Annotated in this window: 18 protein-coding genes; 14 read left to right on the top strand and 4 right to left on the bottom strand. The window is 54.1% G+C overall.

The genetic code is table 11. The annotated features are described in order from the left end of the window. The first annotated feature begins 69 nt into the window (after positions 1-69). Positions 70-1584: a YifB family Mg chelatase-like AAA ATPase gene (locus DSM117340_RS03260; RefSeq protein ID WP_089887826.1), complete on the top strand. Its 1515-nt coding sequence runs from the start codon at positions 70-72 to the stop codon at positions 1582-1584. A 147-nt stretch (positions 1585-1731) separates the two neighbouring features. On the opposite strand, the gene gshB is transcribed toward DSM117340_RS03260, so the two are convergent. From gshB to rsmI, 3 genes are all read right to left on the bottom strand, one after another. Further along, positions 1732-2667, bottom strand: a complete 936-nt coding sequence (gshB, locus tag DSM117340_RS03255) for a glutathione synthase (protein WP_089887825.1) — start codon at positions 2665-2667, stop codon at positions 1732-1734. A 62-nt stretch (positions 2668-2729) separates the two neighbouring features. Further along, a complete protein-coding gene (locus tag DSM117340_RS03250) occupies positions 2730-3125 on the bottom strand; it encodes a YraN family protein (RefSeq protein WP_089887823.1) in 396 nt (131 codons plus the stop codon). 33 nt (positions 3126-3158) lie between these two features. Next, on the bottom strand, positions 3159-4016 hold the full coding sequence (rsmI, locus tag DSM117340_RS03245) for a 16S rRNA (cytidine(1402)-2'-O)-methyltransferase (protein WP_245724347.1): 858 nt from the start codon (positions 4014-4016) through the stop codon (positions 3159-3161). A gap of 109 nt (positions 4017-4125) precedes the next feature. On the opposite strand from rsmI, the gene DSM117340_RS03240 reads away from it, so the two are divergent. The 3 genes from DSM117340_RS03240 to murJ all read left to right on the top strand — a co-directional run bounded on the left by DSM117340_RS03240 (position 4126) and on the right by murJ (position 9779). Next, positions 4126-5310, top strand: a complete 1185-nt coding sequence (locus DSM117340_RS03240) for a penicillin-binding protein activator (protein WP_089887819.1) — start codon at positions 4126-4128, stop codon at positions 5308-5310. Then, on the top strand, positions 5294-8083 hold the full coding sequence (locus DSM117340_RS03235) for a [protein-PII] uridylyltransferase (protein ID WP_245724346.1): 2790 nt from the start codon (positions 5294-5296) through the stop codon (positions 8081-8083). The genes DSM117340_RS03240 and DSM117340_RS03235 overlap by 17 nt, the downstream gene beginning before the upstream one ends. Before the next feature lie 154 nt (positions 8084-8237). Further along, complete coding sequence (gene murJ / locus DSM117340_RS03230) at positions 8238-9779, top strand: murein biosynthesis integral membrane protein MurJ (protein ID WP_089887815.1); 1542 nt, start codon at positions 8238-8240, stop codon at positions 9777-9779. On the opposite strand, the gene DSM117340_RS03225 is transcribed toward murJ, so the two are convergent. Continuing rightward, positions 9754-10440, bottom strand: coding sequence for a rhomboid family intramembrane serine protease (locus DSM117340_RS03225; RefSeq protein WP_089887814.1), 687 nt, complete (start codon positions 10438-10440; stop codon positions 9754-9756). The two genes, murJ and DSM117340_RS03225, sit on opposite strands and share 26 nt — an antisense overlap. Before the next feature lie 74 nt (positions 10441-10514). On the opposite strand from DSM117340_RS03225, the gene trpS reads away from it, so the two are divergent. The 10 genes from trpS to DSM117340_RS03175 all read left to right on the top strand — a co-directional run bounded on the left by trpS (position 10515) and on the right by DSM117340_RS03175 (position 18624). Next, complete coding sequence (gene trpS, locus DSM117340_RS03220) at positions 10515-11546, top strand: tryptophan--tRNA ligase (RefSeq protein ID WP_089887812.1); 1032 nt, start codon at positions 10515-10517, stop codon at positions 11544-11546. A 625-nt stretch (positions 11547-12171) separates the two neighbouring features. Then, positions 12172-12825, top strand: coding sequence for a GntR family transcriptional regulator (locus DSM117340_RS03215; RefSeq protein WP_089887810.1), 654 nt, complete (start codon positions 12172-12174; stop codon positions 12823-12825). A gap of 222 nt (positions 12826-13047) precedes the next feature. Next, the gene (locus tag DSM117340_RS03210; RefSeq protein WP_271437365.1) at positions 13048-13533 is read left to right on the top strand and encodes a VOC family protein; all 486 of its coding nucleotides are present in this window, start codon (positions 13048-13050) and stop codon (positions 13531-13533) included. A gap of 60 nt (positions 13534-13593) precedes the next feature. Beyond that, a complete protein-coding gene (locus tag DSM117340_RS03205) occupies positions 13594-14460 on the top strand; it encodes a branched-chain amino acid aminotransferase (RefSeq protein ID WP_089887808.1) in 867 nt (288 codons plus the stop codon). A 67-nt stretch (positions 14461-14527) separates the two neighbouring features. Further along, positions 14528-14983 (top strand): universal stress protein, encoded by a 456-nt coding sequence (locus DSM117340_RS03200; protein ID WP_089887806.1) that lies wholly within the window; start codon positions 14528-14530, stop codon positions 14981-14983. Between the two features lie 22 nt (positions 14984-15005). Beyond that, entirely contained in the window at positions 15006-15593 is a 588-nt protein-coding gene (locus tag DSM117340_RS03195) for an ATP-dependent Clp protease proteolytic subunit (RefSeq protein WP_089887805.1), read from the top strand. Positions 15594-15941: 348 nt separating this feature from the next. After that, positions 15942-16508, top strand: coding sequence for a NifU family protein (locus DSM117340_RS03190; protein ID WP_089887803.1), 567 nt, complete (start codon positions 15942-15944; stop codon positions 16506-16508). Then, positions 16498-17076: a tRNA (adenosine(37)-N6)-threonylcarbamoyltransferase complex dimerization subunit type 1 TsaB gene (tsaB, locus tag DSM117340_RS03185; protein WP_089887801.1), complete on the top strand. Its 579-nt coding sequence runs from the start codon at positions 16498-16500 to the stop codon at positions 17074-17076. Before DSM117340_RS03190 ends, tsaB begins: the two co-directional genes overlap by 11 nt. Then, positions 17066-17482, top strand: a complete 417-nt coding sequence (gene rimI, locus DSM117340_RS03180) for a ribosomal protein S18-alanine N-acetyltransferase (RefSeq protein ID WP_089887799.1) — start codon at positions 17066-17068, stop codon at positions 17480-17482. Before tsaB ends, rimI begins: the two co-directional genes overlap by 11 nt. A 137-nt stretch (positions 17483-17619) precedes the next feature. Next, positions 17620-18624, top strand: coding sequence for a BMP family ABC transporter substrate-binding protein (locus DSM117340_RS03175; RefSeq protein WP_089887797.1), 1005 nt, complete (start codon positions 17620-17622; stop codon positions 18622-18624). Positions 18625-18640 lie beyond the last annotated feature (16 nt).

The raw sequence follows: 18640 nt of genomic DNA, 5'->3' as shown, positions 1-18640 counted from the left end.
ATTTAAGAGCTTCATTAACCAATTCTAAACGCACCCTGCCTAACGGTTAACCACGTTAGGAAGAGTAAAATGGTTTCAAGAACATATACAGTGGCTTTCGAAGGGGTCGAAGCGCGCCCTGTCGAGGTTCAATGTGCCGTAACACCAGGCCTACCAGCGTTTTCAATTGTAGGATTGCCCGATAAAGCTGTTTCAGAGGCACGCGACCGCGTGCGCGCCGCGCTTTCTGCCCTTTCAATCGCCCTACCCTCCAAACGCCTCACAATAAATCTTTCACCCGCTGATCTACCCAAAGAGGGAAGTCACTTTGACCTGCCTATCGCATTAGCGCTTCTGGCGGCTCTTGGGATTTTGCCGGACGATGCCGTAGAAACAGTCACGTCTCTGGGCGAATTGTCACTTGATGGTGCACTTGTGCCCGTGATTGGTGCTTTGCCTGCTGCACTGGCGGCAGCTGAAGCAGGGCGCTGCCTGATTTGCCCAGAGGCCTCTGGTGCAGAAGCGGCATGGGTTGACGCAGCCAATGTTATCGCACCGTCTTCTTTGCTGCATGCAATCCAGCATCTGACAGGACAGATGCCCCTGCCCCCAGCTCAACCCGGAGAGGTACGTGCCGACAGCGGCGAACGTGATCTGCGGGATGTCAAAGGGCAGGAACGCGCAAAACGCGCACTCGAAATAGCTGCAGCTGGGCGCCATCACATGATCATGATTGGCACACCTGGTTCTGGAAAATCTATGCTTGCTGCACGCATGCCCTCTATTCTGCCACCGCTCAGCGCGGCCGAAGCTCTAGAAACATCAATGATACACTCTCTTTCAGGCCTTATAGAAGAAGGTGGCATCTCGCGCCTTCGCCCTTTTCGCGAACCGCATCACACAGCCTCAATGGCCGCCATTGTGGGCGGAGGACGCAGCGCCAAGCCAGGGGAAATAAGCCTCGCCCACAATGGTGTGTTGTTTATGGATGAGTTTCCCGAGTTCCCCCGCGCCGTTCTCGAGACCTTGCGTCAGCCCATCGAGACAGGTGAAGTTGTCGTGAGCCGCGCCAATGCACATGTTCGCTACCCCTGCCGGTTTTTACTGATCGCGGCGGCAAACCCTTGTAAATGTGGCTATCTCTTCGATCCTGCCCGCGCCTGTGCACGCGTGCCAATGTGCGGTGAGGATTATCTTGGACGCATTTCAGGCCCACTGATGGATCGTTTTGACATTCGCATTGATGTTCCCCCCGTTTCTTTGAGCGACCTTGATTTGCCAGCAGGTGGCACCAGTTCTGCTGAAGTGTCCCAAAATGTCGCCCTCGCCCGTGCTATCCAGGCTGAACGATTTGCAAATGTGACAACGATGCATCTCAACGCTGATGCGGAGGGAACGGTGTTAGAAGAAATCGCCGCACCCGACGAAGAGGGGCGCAGCTTTTTACTTAAGGCAGCCGATAAATTTGGTCTAACAGCGCGCGGGTATCATCGCATCTTGCGGGTTGCGCGTACAATTGCCGATCTAGCCGGCAGCAGCGCTGTGAGAAAACCCCATATCGCCGAAGCAGTTAGCTTTAGAGTGAATGGTACCGCAGGGGATTAAGCCAATTTGCCACTCAGCTCAACGCGTGCCCTGCCTAGTATAGCAGCTCACAACTGGTCCACGGCTTGCTGACTTGGTTCAATTGCAAAATTGAACCTCTCGGTAAGGTCCAACCATGGTATCATCGTTTCAGAACACCTGTTTTCCCTAGGCCCGTCGCGCTTCAATTGCTTCCCAGATCTTCTCAGCGATGTTCACTCCGTCAAATCTTTCAAGCTCCTGAATGCCTGTAGGCGAGGTCACGTTGATTTCGGTGAGATAGTCACCGATCACATCGATCCCAACGAAAACCTGTCCTTTCTCTTTGAGAAGCGGACCAATACGGGCACAAATCTCAAGATCACGCTTGGTCAAGCCTACCTTTTCAGGCCGCCCACCGACGTGCATATTGGAGCGTGTTTCGCCCGCAGCGGGCACGCGGTTGATTGCACCCACCGGCTCACCGTCCACCAAGATGACACGTTTGTCGCCATTGGAGACATCGGGCAAAAATTTCTGCATGATCAAAGGTTCACGACTATTGGCCGTGAAAAGCTCATACAATGAAGCAAGGTTACGATCTTCAGGAGTCAGACGGAAAACGCCGGCTCCCCCGTTGCCATAGAGCGGCTTGAGGATCACGTCTTGATGCTCAGCCTTAAAGGCTTTCAAATCTTCGAGGTCGCGTGCAATCATGGTAGGTGGTGTTAGATCGGGGAAGTCGAGCACCAGAAGCTTCTCAGGAAAGTTTCGCACCCAAAACGGATCATTCACCACAAGTGTTTTCGGATGAATCCGGTCCAAAATATGCGTTGTCGTGATATAAAACATATCAAAAGGTGGGTCTTGGCGCAGCCAAACCACATCAAATGTAGAGAGATCCACTTCGGTTTCTTCGCCCAGCGTAAAGTGGTCGCCCTCTTTGCGACGCACTGTCAAAGGCCAACCGCGCGCCAAAACGCGCCCTTCACGATAGCTTAGTCGCTCGGGGGTGTAGTAAAACAGGTCATGTCCGCGCGCTTGGGCCTCTTCGGCAATCCGAAAGCTGCTGTCAGCATTGATATTAATCGGCCCGATAGGGTCCATTTGGAAAGCGATTTTCATGATCCAGCCTTATTGCAATGGTTGCATCATAAATGGCCGAGATCGCAACTGGGTTCAATGGCTCAAGCACCAAAAGCATTTTTGACCACATGGCACGCGCCAGTGCCATTGACCAAAGCCACATCAATACGCATCGAGCTGAGAAGACCTTTTGGTAATCTGGCCGCATACTCCTCTGCAGCGGTAGCTATTCGAACCATCTGAGCTGGGCCAATACGCTCAACCGCTTGCGAAAAATCACGAGCCCGCTTCACTTCGACAAAAACAGTCTCGTCGTTTTTCGAAAAGATCAAATCAATCTCGCCTGCTTTGCCACGCCAGCGTTGCACCAAAAGCGTGTAGCCAGCCTGCTCATAATGACGCTGTGCAATGGACTCCGCGGCGAGACCTGCATGATATGCTGTCGCGCCTCGCTGGCGCGCACTTGTTGTTTTTTTGGGTAAAATTTTAGTTTCCATGGTTTATTTCACCATAGACAACCTAACAAATGACTAAGCTTTTTGAAGCTCAAGACCAATCTGATAGATTTCACGCCGCTTGATACCCGTGTCTTCTGCCAGCCGATCCGCGGCGTCCCGCAGGCTCATGTCCTGCATCAATGCCTTCAGCTCAGAAACCAGTACATCATGGCTCATCTCTTCCACCGTGCCCTTGCCAATCAACATGACAATTTCGCCTTTCAGAGTGCTTCCAGCCAGCCGTTCGGACAACTCCCCTAAAGTGCCTGCAATCACTTCCTCAAATTTTTTGGTCAACTCTCGGCAAATTCGGCCTTCTCTCTCACTGCCCAAGACGTCTGCAGCATCACTGATCATTGCAGCGATGCGCTTGGGGGATTCGTAGAACACCAAAGTTCCGGCAGCACTCTCATAAGACTTCAACGCCTTGCGCCGGGCTGCTTTGCTGTTTGGCAAAAAGCCCGCGAATGTAAATGTATCGGTCGGCAACCCACCTAGCGTAAGCGCCGTTATGACAGCCGAAGGACCAGGCAAAGACGTAACGCCATAGCCTTTGGCCTGAACCTCACGGACCAGATGGTACCCAGGATCTGCAATCATAGGCGTTCCGGCCTCTGAGGCGTAAGCGACAGATTGCCCAGCTGCCAAGGCATTCAGAATTTTTGGGCGGGCACGATCCCCGTTGTGATCATGATATGCAATCACAGGCCGATCCTTAAGAGCTATCCCATGGATTTCCATGAGTTTTTTAAGGGTTCGAGTATCTTCCGCAGCAAGCATATCCGCGCTCGCAAGAACATCCAATGTGCGCAAAGTTATATCCCGCGCGGTGCCCAAAGGAGTCGCGACGAGATAGAGCATAGGCTCCAGAACGATTTCTTTATGATTCACCTCTAGACCCTCACGCCTCGACGTTTATTATCACCCGAGAACCAATTAGCTTGGGCAGGCTATATTGTCGCCATACCAGACCCAAAGCTCAGGGAGAAAGAAGTTATACATGTTCGCTGTTTTAAGTAGTATTCGCAAGCCCTTCCCGAAACTCGTTGGCATTTTAAGTCTAGTCTGGCTCGCGGCTTGTGAGCCCATTGCGCTCACCACGGCGGGCGCTGGTAAAGGGAACGTTAAGCTTGGAGAGCCAGTGAAAGTAGCGCTTCTTCTCCCTCGCGGAAGCGCAATAGACGGAGATAACACAATCTCCGACTCCCTTGAAAACGCGGCACGCCTGGCCGTGGCTGACCTTCAAGGGGTCGAAATAGACTTGCGTGTCTATGCAACAGCGGGAGATGTGGCTCGTGCACAAACAGCCGCCCGACAAGCCGTAGCAGATGGCGCTCAAGTTATCTTGGGTCCGCTACGCGCAGAGGCCGCGAACGCAGCCGCCGTTGCGGTTGCTGCTGACGGTGTAAACGTGTTGACCTTTTCCAACAACACAACAATCTCTGGCGGGAACCTCTTCCTGCTCGGATCAACATTTCAAAACACGGCCAATCGCTTAGCCTATTACGCCAAACGCAGTGGAAAAGACCGTATCCTTGTTGTGCATGACGAAGAGATTGGCGGGCAGCTTGGCAAGGCCGCAATCACGCAGGCCATTGCGCGCTCTGGTGCTACATTCGCGGGAGCAGTTGGTTATGAACGGTCCCAGCAGGGTGTGACAAGCGCGGTACAGCGCATCAAAGCAGCAGCGCAAGCAAGCAGTGCCAATGCGATTTTCATGACATCGACATCTGACGCGGCGTTGCCGTTTTATGCTCAGATGCTGCCAGATGTCGGCATAAACAATACAAACACACAATTCATCGGTCTCTCCCGCTGGGATGTACCGGCTCAAACCCTTCAGCTTTCAGGCCTTCAAGGCGGATGGTTTGCAATGCCTGATCCAACAAAATCAACCCAATTTGCAGAGCGCTTCTCAAGCGCCTACAGTACGCCACCGCACCCCCTTGCAGGCTTGGCTTACGACGGCATTGCAGCAGTCGGCGCGCTGGCCAAATCAGGCAAGCGTGACGCGCTCTCCGCCGCTTCCCTGACCCAAGGGGCCGGCTTTCAAGGCGCCAACGGAATTTTCCGCTTCAATCCAGACGGAACAAACGAGCGCGGCCTAGCGATCGCACAGGTTCAAGACAAGAAAGTCGTGATTATTGACCAAGCTCCAAAATCATTCAGTGGCGCAGGGTTCTAAACTGTCTCTGAACATTTCCATTCCAGAACAACGTGATGATTTGGTCTGCCCAGCAGATCAAATCATTGACGCTGAAAAGCTTGTCGTACAGCTGGTTAGCGCGACAGAAAATTATACTGATGAAGCTGATTTGCGCCGGCAAACGGCAGCCATTTTGCTAGAACACCGCAAGGCAGGGATGACCGCGATCGAGGCTGCGTTTCGTTCAAATCCATTGGCCGCGCTCCCAACCCGACGTGCCTATTGCTGGCTCGCAGACTGCCTCGTCACCTGCACTTTTGCCGTGGCCTCACAAATTCTACATCCTAAAATAAGTTCAACAGACGATGAGGCACTCGCGCTCTTGGCAGTCGGCGGGTACGGACGCGGAGAGATGGCTCCGCAGTCAGACATTGACTTACTTTTTCTAATGCAAAAACATATCTCGCCACGCGCGAAAAGCGTGATTGAGGCCATGCTTTATATCCTGTGGGATTTACATTTAAAGGTCGGCCACTCAAGCCGAACTCTTTCTGACTGTCTTAAGCTTGGCGCCGAAGACTTCACAATCCGCACGGCGCTGCTCGAACAGCGTTTTCTTGTCGGTGACAAAGCTCCTGCGGCAACTCTCGCCAAGCGTCTCAAAAGCGAATTGTTCCAAGGCACCGAGACAGAGTTTGTCGCTGCAAAGCTAACCGAACGGGACGAGCGCCATGAACGTCAGGGCGAGCGTTATGTCGTAGAGCCCAATGTCAAAGAAGGCAAAGGCGGCTTGCGTGACTTGCAGTCACTTTACTGGATTGCGAAATACGTCCACCACGTCGAAAGCATCGAGGAACTAGTCCAGCTGGCAGTTTTTCGACCCGAAGAATATGACCGCTTTCAGAAGGCAGAAAACTTCCTCTGGGCTGTGCGGTGTCATCTTCACCTTGTGACAGGGCGCCCCAATGAACAGCTTACGTTTGACCTCCAAGTCGAAGTGGCAGACCGCATGGGCTATCAAGACAAGTCTGGCCGCCGAGCTGTCGAGCACTTCATGCAGGATTACTTTCGCAATGCAACGCGCGTTGGAGATCTGACACGTATCTTCCTAACCAAGCTAGAAGCGATGCACACCAAGCCTGAGCCTCTGCTGCAACGTATCTTTTCGCGCAAACCACGCGTGAAAGACGGCTATCAAGTTATTCATGGCCGCCTTGCGGTCTTGGACGAGGCCACATTTCTCTCTAACCCGCTCAATCTACTGCGCGTGTTCGAGGAAGGGTTGCGCACAGGGATGCTCATCCATCCCGACGCAATGCGGTTGGTAACCGCCAATTTACATCTAATCGATGACAGTCTTCGCGAAAACCGTGAGGCCCAACAAATTTTCTTGGACCTGCTCCTCAAACATGGCAACCCAGAGCGCGCCTTACGACGCATGAACGAGTTGGGTGTCCTCGCAGCTTTCCTTCCCGAGTTTGAGCCGATCGTCGCGATGATGCAATTCAACATGTATCATTCATACACAGTCGATGAGCACACCATTCAGGTGATCTCGAACTTCTCCCGCATCGAGCGACTAGAACTTGAAGAAGAGCTGCCGATCTCTACAGAGATCTTGCGCGACGGAGTCGACCGAAAGGTCCTAATGGTCGCAATGCTTCTGCATGACATCGGCAAGGGTCGCGATCAGGATCATTCTGTACTCGGCGCACAGATTGCGCGCAAAGTGGCTCCGCGTCTTGGCCTCAGCCGTAACGACTGTGACACAGTAGAGTGGCTGGTACGCTATCATTTGCTGATGTCTGATATGGCACAAAAACGCGACATTGCCGACCCACGCACCGTTCGCGACTTTGCCAAAGCCGTTCAGACAGTTAAGCGGCTGGACTTGCTAACGGTCCTGACCGTCTGCGATATTCGCGGTGTTGGCCCTGACACTTGGAACAACTGGAAGGCCGCACTGATAAGGGCTCTCTATCGCCAGACCCGTCATGCACTAGAAGAAGGCATGGAAGCACTCAACCGTGAAAACCGGGGGACAGAGGCTAAAAAAACGCTGCGTGCCGAACTTCACGGCTGGGACAAGAAAGACATCAAGCACGAAACAGCACGGCACTATCCACCTTACTGGCAGGGCCTTCACGTCACGGCACATGTAGTTTTTGCCAACCTGCTAAAGGGTCTAGGCAATGATGAAATTCGGATTGACTTGCACCCCGACGACGACCGTGACGCGACGCGCGTTTGCTTCGTTGTTGCCGATCACCCCGGAATTTTCAGCCGCATGTGTGGTGCACTGGCTCTTGTCGGCGCAAATATCGTAGATGCACGCACCTTTACCTCAAAAGATGGCTATGCCACTGCGGCCTTCTGGGTCCAGGATGCCGAGGGCAGCCCTTTTGAAGCCTCCCGCCTGCCCCGCTTGCGTAAAATGATCGAACGCACGCTCGCAGGTGAAGTCATCGCCGGCGAGGCCATTCAAACCCGCGACAAACTCAAGAAGCGAGAGCGTGCCTTCCGTGTGCCAACGTCGATCACGTTCGACAATGAAGGCTCCGAAATTTATACAATTATCGAGGTCGACACCCGCGATCGCCCCGGCCTGCTCTATGATCTCACCCGTACACTAGCCAACTCAAACGTTTACATCGCCTCTGCTGTTATCGCGACATATGGCGAACAGGTCGTAGATACCTTCTACGTTAAAGACATGTTTGGCTTGAAATTTTACACGGAAAGCAAACAAAAAACTCTCGAAAACAAGCTCCGCACGGCCATTTCCGAAGGAGCGGAACGCGCGCGCTCTTGAGTGGCAGTGACATCTTTTTTCCGTGCCACAAAGATCCTATAGGTCGTCACGCCAAGCCCGCAGCTGCACGATACACGTAGCAGAGCGCAAAACCTTTTCTTCCTAGGGCCGTCGCGATCGTTTACACCACTCTGAAATAGTAAAAGACCATTAAATGAAACAAATCCGCCTCGTCTCTGGTATTTTCACAGTTGGATTCTGGACACTCATGAGCCGGATCATGGGGTTCGCACGCGACATCCTGATTTCCTCATATCTTGGGCCAGGTGCGGTGATGGATGCTTTTGTAGTGGCTTTCCGCCTCCCCAATATGTTTCGCCGTTTCTTTGCCGAGGGCGCGTTTAATGCCGCTTTTGTGCCAATGTTTTCCAAAAAGCTTGAAGCCAATGATGCGCCAGAAGCCTTTGCCTCTGCTGCGTTGAGCTGGCTCAGCATGGCTGTGCTCGCGCTCACAGGCCTCGCGCTTGTCTTCATGCCAGCATTGGTCTGGGCCACGGCTGAAGGATTTTCTGGTGATGAGCGCTTTGACATGGCCACAGGCTTTGGACGCATCGTCTTCCCCTATATTTTCTTTATTTCGCTTGCCGCTCTTTTCTCTGGTGTGCTCAACGCGACGGGCCGCTTTGCCGCGGCAGCTGCCGCACCTGTTTTGCTCAACATTATGTTGACAGGCGTCATGCTCTTCGCAGCCTACGCAGGTGGTAATGTTGCCCTAGCCCTTGTATGGACAATCCCCTTCGCTGGACTGGCCCAGCTCGCACTTGTCTATATCGCAACCCGACGTGCGGGCCTGCGCATCGTACCAAATTTTCCGCGCCCCAGCCCAGAAATGGGCAAGCTATTACGCGTCGCTGTACCTGCCAGCTTGGCGATGGGCGTTGTACAAATTAACCTTGTCGTGGGGCAGCTTGTCGCCTCCGAGTATGAAAAGGCCATCAGTTGGCTCTATGCTGCAGACCGCCTCTATCAGCTCCCTCTTGGTGTCGTCGGTATCGCTGTTGGCATCGTTCTATTACCCGACCTCTCGCGGCGCCTAAAAGCCGGCGATGACACAGGCGCCCAAAACGCATATTCTCGCGCCTCTGAACTCTCTCTCGCGCTCACGCTGCCTGCTGCCGTTGCCTTGATGGTGATCCCATTGCCGCTCGTTTCAGTTCTATTTGAGCGCGGCAATTTCACTGGTGATGATGCCGCTGCGACTGCCCTTGCTGTGAGCATCTACGGCCTCGGACTACCTGCCTTCGTTTTGCAAAAAACGTTGCAGCCCCTGTTTTTTGCACGTGAAGACACCAAAAGCCCGTTTCACTATGCGCTGCTCGCAATGGTGGTCAACGCCGCACTCGCTTTTGGGCTAAAGCCCTATATTGGCTGGCTGGCCCCAGCCGTCGCCGCCACGCTGGCAGCTTGGATCATGGTTATACAGTTGGGTCTTGGCGCTCGTAAATTTGGCGAAGTCACTCGCCTCGACAGCCGCTTTAAGCAACGCATATGGCGGATCATTTTCACATCAGTTGCGATGGGTTTAGTGCTTTGGATAACCAATCTAGCGCTCTCACCGCTTTTTATTGCAGGCGGTTGGCGGTACCTCGCGCTCACACTGCTGGTTGTGATCAGCGTCCTCGCTTACTTCGGTCTCGGACAGCTTTTCGGAGCCTTCCGACTAGCCGAATTCAAGTCGGCCCTGCGCCGCGGATAAATGCTCTGAGCCGCACAAATCCACCAGGACTGACGATAAACGATAGGGCGAAGCCCACTACAAAGCCTGTAAGCTCTGCAATCCACACACCATCTGAACCAAAGAGCAGCCCCAGAACCAACCGGATCATCATCAAAAATCCGATGAGCTGGAACGCTCTGATCTGAGGTTGCCCCACGGAGCGCAACTGTACCCAAAGAATATAACTGAAGGCGCCAATCAATCCGTATGCGCCAGGATAGCCTCCAATTAGCAGCCCCGCGTCAGTCTTGGTGAGAGCCCAAACAAACGCACCACAAATCGAGGCAGCAAAGAACACAGCCAAGACTGCCCACCAGCGAAACCTGTCCCCAACATATTTCCCAAGCGCGAGCATGATCGCCGCAGCAAAGATCATATGAGTAAAGTTCGCATGCAAAAATGGATAGCTCACAAATCGGATCAGATGTTCAAGCGGCCACTCGCCGCGCTCCCACATAAGCTGCACAAGACTGCCAAAAACGCCGTAGTCCTCGATTGCAGAGACGCGCCACCCAATTCCCATGCGCCCACCAATCATTCCTGCTTCTGCAGCGGCAAAGACGCCTTCGATCCCCACCATCGCGGCAAAGAGAACCACGACAACAGGAGAGATGTCATTCACTGGACTTTCTACGCTCATACCGGCCTCTGCTTGACGTTGCTTGGCCTCCTGAGTAAGCCAGCGACAACAAGAGTTCCAGACGGAGAAATATCATGAGCGATGCGCTCCAGCCGAACACGGCGTTCAAGAAACGCGTCTTTTCAGGCATCCAGCCCTCCGGCGGTCTGACTCTTGGAAACTACCTTGGCGCCATCAAGCGCTTTGTGCAGATGCAGGATGAAGATTACGAGACCATCTACTGCATGGTTGATCTTCACGCCATCACCGTCTGGCAAGACCCGGCCGCTTTGCGCCGCCAAACCCGCGAGCTGGCCGCAGGCTTCATCGCTTCAGGCATCGATCCTGCAAAATCAATCCTCTTCAATCAGTCCCAAGTCGCAGAGCATGCGCAGCTGGGATGGATATTCAACTGTGTTGCTCGCATGGGCTGGATGCAGCGGATGACCCAGTGGAAAGATAAAGCTGGCAAGAATTCACAAAATGCCTCGCTCGGCCTCTTCGCCTATCCATCTCTCATGGCGGCTGATATTCTTACATATCACGCCACCCATGTTCCGGTGGGCGAAGACCAAAAGCAGCACCTTGAGCTGACGCGCGATATCGCCATCAAGTTCAATAATGACTATGGCGTAGACTTCTTCCCCGTTACAGAGCCGGTTATTGAGGGCGCGGGTACGCGCGTCATGAGCTTGCGGGACGGAAGCAAAAAAATGTCCAAATCTGATCCGTCCGATGCTTCGCGCATCAACATGACAGATGACGCAGACACGCTTGCAAAGAAAATTCGCAAAGCCAAGACCGACCCAGACGCGCTGCCCTCAGAAGCCGAAGGTCTCGAAGGCCGCGCCGAAGCGCGCAATCTCGTAAACATCTACGCTGGGCTTGCAGATATGAGCGTTGAAGCCGTGTTGCGCGATGTCGGAGGCAAAGCCTTTTCAGAGTTCAAGCCGCTGCTCGCTGAACTCGCGGTCGCTAAACTTGCTCCTATTTCAAGCGAAATGGCACGCCTCATGGAGAACGAGGCAGAGATCGACGCGCTCCTGCACACGGGCGCTGATGCGGCTCGTGCCATCGCCGCGCCTATCCTTGAAAAGACATACGACATCATCGGCATGGTGCGCTAAACAGCAAAACACTTGCATATCAATTGAGAGACGCTCTGCCCCGCTTAGGAACTGGCGTCTTCACGTCTGAGATGTAATTATTTTCGTTAATATTGCATGATTTTCAAAACGTTAAGGCCGCTGAGCTCAACTTTTGAGCACCTCGAAGTCAGGCTAGCACCACGTTGGGGACGTTAAGGGCCCAACCTGACCTCGAAGCATTTGCGTCAGTGACGCGATACTCAACTTCGTTACCCGAGCCATTTAAATCGACGTATTCGATATTCTGAACACAAGCTACCGCATCGTCTATTGAGCGCTTGCCGAAAACTAAACCCGTGCATCCTTGAGCACGTGTATACATGTTCACACAACCTGAGACATAAGTAAACATCGGCATTAAAACTTTTTCCAAAACGTGAACAATACTTCAAACTCCTTATTCGTCTTAGCCTATTGAAGAAAAAGCAAATCACACATTGCAATCTATAAGTGAGCAACCAGCAAAGCCCATCGTAGTGATCTGAATTGGGACGGCCAAAACTCTTTTTGATGCGCCTTAAGGCCTCATCTATTGAGCTAAGAGAAAACCCTGCGTATACATGAACTCATGTGAAGCAAACACACAGACGGGGCCAACGATAATATGTATCGAGCGGTGGGGCATCAAGCTGAGATTTTAAAAGCGATCCGGACGAAGATATGTCTCGCCAATCCTCGTGAAGCACTTTGGCTCAAGGAAACGGCGCTCGCTGAGGAGTATGGAGTTTCGCGGACTCCCATACGGCATATTTTACAACTTCTAGCCAATGCGCAGCTACTTCACACACAGACAGGCCTTGGTACACAAACAACAGTCTTGGAGCTGAACGAACTGCCCAAGCACTTTGAAATATATGGCGCGATCTGTGATATCGCGATCGGCGTTGCCAATGAAGAACGCGCGCCTCGAGAAACCATTTTGGCACTGATGTCCGTTCACAATACCCTTTTGATTGATGAAGATCGCTCACCTGAAGCATTCATCGATGTTTATGGCCGAATTATCGACGCAATGAGCCAAATGATCACCGACCCAATCCTGTGCTACGCCCACCAAGCCGCTTTCTGGCGCCTCATTCGCTGGCGCGTTCAAGAAGTCACCGCTGAGGTTGAGGGATCGTGGGGGCTTGCTGCCTCTAATATTCAATCCGCGATCGACGCCGCGACACAAGGGACAGAGCGCGATCTACTGGAGATCTCGGGACGCATGGGCCGCAGTCATATCGACCGCCTGATCAACTACTACAAGGTTAACTGACACAGCCTTCTCTTCGGGCCTCATGAAACAGAACCACACGCGCTCCTGCACACGAGCGCTGATGCGGCTCGTACCATCGCCGCGCCTATCCTTGAAAAGACATACGACATCATCGGCATGGTCCGTTGACCCACGCACCCGCGCACAGCGTCTGTGCGCGGCGGGCTCTTTCACCCTTTCTGGCATGGTCCTATTGTCTCTTCAAACAATAGGAGCCAGTCAATGACACACCCTGTAGCCCCTCAAGCCCGCATCGGGCATGTGCATCTCAAAGTAGCTGACCTTGACCGCGCTATCGCGTTTTACTCAGGTGTTCTCGGCTTTTCCGTAACCCAGCGCTACGGCGCAGGTGCTGCTTTTCTTGCGGCGGGAAATTATCACCACCACATCGGCCTCAACACCTGGGAAAGCGCTGGCGGCACACCCCCACCCAAAGGGCACACAGGGCTCTACCACACCGCGTTTTTGTATCCGAGCCGCGCAACGCTCGGTGATGCACTGAAACGGGTTCTCAACGCAGGTATCAAGCTCGATGGAGCATCCGATCACGGGGTCAGCGAAGCGTTATATCTCAGAGACCCCGATGAAAACGGCGTCGAGCTTTACTGGGACAAGCCCGAAGCCGACTGGCCGCGCGATGCAGATGGTGCGCTCAGCATGGTCAATGACCCGCTTGACCTTGCATCTCTTCTGGCTGCGGCAGGGTGATTTCGCGCTTTACCCTCCCGTGAGGCCAAACTAACCTTTCGCCGAACGGGAGGATGCGGCATGGCCACAGGCACAAATATCAAAACCTACTTCAACGGCGCTTGGCACGACGGCAACACACCAGTGATCAACGCAGCTGATCATGGGGCTTGGCTTGGATCAGGGGTCTTTGATGGCGCACGGTTTGTCAACGGATTGATGCCTGATCTTGACCTTCACTGCGCCCGTGTGAACCGCTCAGCAGAAGCACTTATGCTCAAGCCCACTGTCTCACCCGAGGATATGGTCGAGATCGTGAAAGAAGGTCTCAAGTCATATTCTGTTGGTGCCGCAGTTTATATACGTCCGATGTATTGGGGCATTGGCGGCGATGTGACAGCGATTGTACCGAGCCGTGATGAAACCGGCTTTGCCATCTGCCTAGAAGAAATTCCCTTCGCTGCGGACACCGCGAGCACAACGTTGACGCGCACGCGGTTTCGCCGCCCTGTTCTGGAAAGCGCCGTGGTTAATGCAAAAGCTGGCTGCCTTTATCCCAACAATGCCCGCATGCTCTCAGAGGCGCGCAGCAAGGGATTTGGCAATGCTCTCGTCGCCGATGCCATGGGCAATGTTGCAGAAACAGCGACCGCAAATGTATTTATGGTCAAAGATGGTGAGGTCTTCACTCCCATCGCCAACGGCACCTTCCTCGCAGGCATCACCCGTGCGCGCCATATGTCAAACCTTTCGGCGGATGGCATGAACGTACATGAAACAGTGCTTAGCTTTGAGGATTTCCACGAGGCCGATGAGGTCTTTCTTTCGGGCAATATGTCAAAGATTACGCCAGTTACGGCCTTTGATGACACCAGCTACCAAGTCGGCCCTGTCACGCATCGCGCGCGGGAGCTTTACTGGGATTGGGCCGCCTCTAACGCAGGATGAGCCATTGCACAGAGGCCGCTGTTGCGCCATTCTATGCAGTGATGTGGGCTGATGAGGGAGGCTGATGATGCGTAAGTTTCTTGTGGTGCTGGATGACAGCCGCGAATGCCTGAATGCGATGCGCTTTGCAGCGATGCGGGCAGCCAAATCAGGGGGCGGCGTGGAGATTCTCGCGGTGATTCCCCCTGAGGAGTTCAATCACTGGATTGGCGTTGGAGATATTATGCGCGAAGAGGCAAGGGAGCGTATTCATGCGCATTTCGAAGTCTTCGCAAAGTGGATGCGCGACCGTCAGGGCGTGGACCCTGAACTTGTGATCCGCGAGGGCGAACCGATCTCTGAAATACTCAAGCAAGTGCAGGCTGACGATGAAATCGGCGTGCTTGTTCTGGGCGCAAGCTCAGACAAAAAGGGCCCTGGCCCGCTTGTGACACAGCTCACCCGTAACGCGGGGACACTTGAAATCCCCATCACGATTGTGCCAGGCGAACTCTCTAAAGAACGCCTCGAAGCCATCACCTAATACGCTGAAAACAGGACATATTATGAGCGATCAAGACAAAAACGACGATAAAAAAGACGACGATAAAAAGGCCGGTGGCATCGCCCAAAAGCTGTTTGACGCGCGCCAGATTTTAATCTGTGAAGCGATTGACCAGAAGATGGCGAGCCGTGTCGTAAGCCAACTTCTGGCGCTCGCGGCAGACAACGACGACGACATCACGCTCTTTCTCAACAGCCAAGGCGGACACGTTGAAGCGGGCGATTCGATCCATGATGTGATCCGCTTTATCAAGCCGCGGGTGAAGATCGTGGGCACAGGCTGGGTGGCTTCAGCGGGGACGCATATTTTCCTCGCGGTCGACAAGGAAGACCGTGTTTGCCTGCCAAACACCCGTTTCCTTATTCACCAGCCGTCTGGCGGCGTTGGCGGCAAGGTCACAGACATTGCGATTCAAGCTGAACAAATCGAAATCATGCGCGCCCGTCTGGCGCGGATCATCTCCGAGCAAACAGGCCAAAAGCTTGAAAAGGTTATGAAAGATATCGAACGCGATCACTGGATGGACACCAAAGAGGCGATGGATTACGGCATCCTCTCCAAAGTGATCCACCACGCATCAGACCTCTAAGACGGTCAGAGTTTCACCTAAAAAGGCCTGCTTTTGCGGGCCTTTTTTATGTGAGCACACCCCCTACCCCCTTAGAAAATGAACATCTCCCTACCCAAGCGATTTCGGACATTAACCTTCTGATTTTGGGTTAAAAACAGGGGGGTGAAATGCGTGCACAACCCGTGCACAAAGCGTGCACCGCCCAAACAGGCCAAAGCTTACCAGAAATTAACCAAACGGACCGCCCGCAAGCGAGAGCATTTCTTAAGGCTTCACGCGATCACAGCACACTTTAGAATCATTCCAAAACTTGACTTTGGCGGCTGTGAGGCTCATATCTGAGCAAAGAGATAAGGAACCTGCGCCATGTTTATCCAGACTGAATCCACACCAAACCCCGCCACGCTCAAGTTCTTGCCCGGCCAGACCGTTTTGGCGACCGGAACAGCAGACTTCCCGAGCGCGGAAAGCGCAGGCAGCTCGCCGCTTGCCAGCCGCGTCTATGGCGTTGACGGGGTCACAGGCGTGTTTCTCGGTACAGATTTTGTGACCGTGACAAAGGATGATGCGGTGGCTTGGGACCATATCAAGCCTTCGGTTCTTGGCGCGATCATGGAGCACTTCCAGTCAGGTGAGCCAGCGCTTTCAGACAGCGGCGCGCCAGCGGCTGGCGGCCATGCCGAGCACACAGGTGAAGACAGTGAAATTGTCGGCCAGATCAAAGAGCTTCTGGACACACGCGTGCGCCCTGCCGTCGCTCAAGATGGCGGCGACATTACATTTTATGGCTTCGAAAAGGGCGTGGTGTATCTGCACATGCAAGGCGCTTGCGCAGGCTGCCCGTCTTCAACCATCACACTCAAGATGGGTATCGAGAACTTGCTGCGCCACTATATCCCCGAGGTGACAGAGGTGCGTCCAGTTGCCGTCTGAGACACTCACTTTGGCGTTTGACACATCGGCCGCGCATTGCGCGGCCGCTTTGCTCTTGGGCGAGCAGGTGCTTGGTACGGCCTATGAGCCGATGAAGCGCGGTCAGTCGGAGCGTTTATTTGTATTTCTGGAAGAGCTTCTCGCGGAGCACGGCCATACATGGCAAGACTTGAACAAAATCGGCGTTGGCGTTGGCCCCGGGAATTTCACGGGCATTCGCATTGCTGTCTCGGCGGCGCGCGGGCTGGCGATGTCACTTGATATTTCTGCTGTCGGCGTGAGCAATTTTGCGGCCGCGCGCCTTGGGGCTGATACGGGCGCAGCTGTGGCCCTGCCTGCCCCAAGAGATCAGGTCTATTTTTCCAGCAACGGCGATGAGGCCAAATTGATTGACTCCACTGGGGCAGGAGACGCACTAGGCCTGCCCGCGCCAGACGACCTCGTCGAACGGATTGCGCGGATTGCGGCGGCGACAGACGCGACGACGCCCCCTGCTCCGCTCTATATCCGCGCAGCCGACGCGGCCCCAGCGGCAGATCAGCCTCCACGGATCTTGGATGACGCCTGAAGCGCTGGCCGATATTCACGCTGCGTGTTTTCCTGCGCGGCCATGGACAGCGGAGGAGCTAAAAGCGCTCATCTCAGAGCCAGGGTCTTTGCTGGAAAGCCAGACGGACAAAGGCTTTGCGCTGGCGCGGATGACGCTGGATGAAGCCGAGCTATTGACCATTGCGGTTTGTCCCAACGCTCAGGGACGCGGCACAGGGCGCGCGCTTTTGGAGGCGCTTGTGGCTCGCTTGGCAGCGCAAAATGTTGCGCATCTTTTTCTGGAAGTGGCAGAAGACAACGCACCAGCACGCGCGCTTTATACCCGCGCAGGCTTTGCCGAAGTCGGACGGCGCAAGGGCTATTATGCACGCGCAGGCCAAGCGGCAGTTGATGCGCTGGTACTCTCGCTCAAACTGCCTGTTTGAAAGCTGCTGACCACAGGTCAACTCGCAAGAATCGGTTGACCCTGTGTCCTGAAACCGCCCTTATTGAGCCTGATCACCTGATCTGCTCAATTCACGCGGCGGCACAGGCCACTGCGATAAAACACTGGGAGAACCTTATGACCCTTATTCAAAAACTTCTCGGCGCGTCTGCTGCGCTTGCGCTGAGCGCGGGTGCCGTTTTGGCCGAGCCTGCCCTGATCTATGATCTTGGTGGCAAGTTTGACAAATCTTTCAACGAGGCCGCCTTTAACGGCGCTGAGCGTTGGGCCAAAGAAACCGGCGGCACATATCGCGAGATTGAGCTTCAGTCAGAAGCCCAGCGCGAGCAAGCTCTGCGCCGTTTTGCCGAAGCGGGCGCGAACCCTGTTGTGACCACAGGCTTTGCCATTGCCTCCTCAATCGAAGAGGTCGCCAAGGACTATCCAGACACGAAATTTGTCAATATTGACGGCTGGTTGCCAGAAATTCCTGCAAACGTGCAGCTGATTGCCTTTCAAGAGCACCAAGGCTCCTACCTTGTGGGTATGATGGCGGCGATGGCCACAAAAACGGGAACTGTCGGCTTTATCGGCGGCATGGATGTTCCGCTCATTCGCCACTTTGGCTGCGGCTTTGCCCAAGGTGCAAAGTCTGTGAACGCAGACATCAACATCGTTGCGAACATGACCGGGACAACGCCAACAGCATGGAACGACCCCGTAAAAGGCTCTGAGCTGGCCAAGGCACAGATCAGCCAAGGCGCAGATGTGATCTACGCAGCGGCGGGCGGCACAGGTGTTGGTGTTTTGCAAACAGCGGCCGACGAGGGCATCCTCTCGATTGGTGTCGACAGCAACCAGAACCACCTGCACTCAGGCAAGGTCTTGACCTCAATGCTCAAGCGCGTCGATGTCGCCGTATATAACGCGATGACAGCGGGCGAAGGCCTTGAAACAGGCGGTATGACCGTGCTTGGCCTTGCCGAAGACGGTGTTGGCGTTGCGATGGACGAGCATAACGCAGCCCTTGTGACAGCAGAGATGACAGCCGCTGTTGAAGAAGCGCGCGCGCAGATCATTGCGGGCGATCTGAATGTTGTGAGCTACTATGAAAACGACAGCTGCCCAGCGATCCAGTTCTGATTTGGGCAGAGTATAA

This window comes from Lentibacter algarum (genome assembly GCF_040580765.1).
Lineage (GTDB): Bacteria > Pseudomonadota > Alphaproteobacteria > Rhodobacterales > Rhodobacteraceae > Lentibacter > Lentibacter algarum.
The sequence above is the reverse complement of the archived record's forward strand: the minus strand, read 5'-3'. Positions and strand labels throughout refer to the sequence as shown.

What these genes read in the sequence shown, in the direction of transcription:
- trpS (WP_089887812.1), top strand. Translation starts at nt 10,515, where the DNA reads ATGAGCGATGCGCTCCAGCCGAACACGGCGTTCAAGAAACGCGTCTTT.
- DSM117340_RS03240 (WP_089887819.1), top strand. Translation starts at nt 4,126, where the DNA reads ATGTTCGCTGTTTTAAGTAGTATTCGCAAGCCCTTCCCGAAACTCGTT.
- DSM117340_RS03205 (WP_089887808.1), top strand. Translation starts at nt 13,594, where the DNA reads ATGGCCACAGGCACAAATATCAAAACCTACTTCAACGGCGCTTGGCAC.
- murJ (WP_089887815.1), top strand. Translation starts at nt 8,238, where the DNA reads ATGAAACAAATCCGCCTCGTCTCTGGTATTTTCACAGTTGGATTCTGG.
- DSM117340_RS03260 (WP_089887826.1), top strand. Translation starts at nt 70, where the DNA reads ATGGTTTCAAGAACATATACAGTGGCTTTCGAAGGGGTCGAAGCGCGC.
- gshB (WP_089887825.1), bottom strand. Translation starts at nt 2,667, where the DNA reads ATGAAAATCGCTTTCCAAATGGACCCTATCGGGCCGATTAATATCAAT.
- DSM117340_RS03225 (WP_089887814.1), bottom strand. Translation starts at nt 10,440, where the DNA reads ATGAGCGTAGAAAGTCCAGTGAATGACATCTCTCCTGTTGTCGTGGTT.
- DSM117340_RS03195 (WP_089887805.1), top strand. Translation starts at nt 15,006, where the DNA reads ATGAGCGATCAAGACAAAAACGACGATAAAAAAGACGACGATAAAAAG.
- DSM117340_RS03215 (WP_089887810.1), top strand. Translation starts at nt 12,172, where the DNA reads ATGTATCGAGCGGTGGGGCATCAAGCTGAGATTTTAAAAGCGATCCGG.
- rimI (WP_089887799.1), top strand. Translation starts at nt 17,066, where the DNA reads ATGACGCCTGAAGCGCTGGCCGATATTCACGCTGCGTGTTTTCCTGCG.
- DSM117340_RS03200 (WP_089887806.1), top strand. Translation starts at nt 14,528, where the DNA reads ATGCGTAAGTTTCTTGTGGTGCTGGATGACAGCCGCGAATGCCTGAAT.
- DSM117340_RS03190 (WP_089887803.1), top strand. Translation starts at nt 15,942, where the DNA reads ATGTTTATCCAGACTGAATCCACACCAAACCCCGCCACGCTCAAGTTC.
- DSM117340_RS03250 (WP_089887823.1), bottom strand. Translation starts at nt 3,125, where the DNA reads ATGGAAACTAAAATTTTACCCAAAAAAACAACAAGTGCGCGCCAGCGA.
- DSM117340_RS03175 (WP_089887797.1), top strand. Translation starts at nt 17,620, where the DNA reads ATGACCCTTATTCAAAAACTTCTCGGCGCGTCTGCTGCGCTTGCGCTG.
- DSM117340_RS03210 (WP_271437365.1), top strand. Translation starts at nt 13,048, where the DNA reads ATGACACACCCTGTAGCCCCTCAAGCCCGCATCGGGCATGTGCATCTC.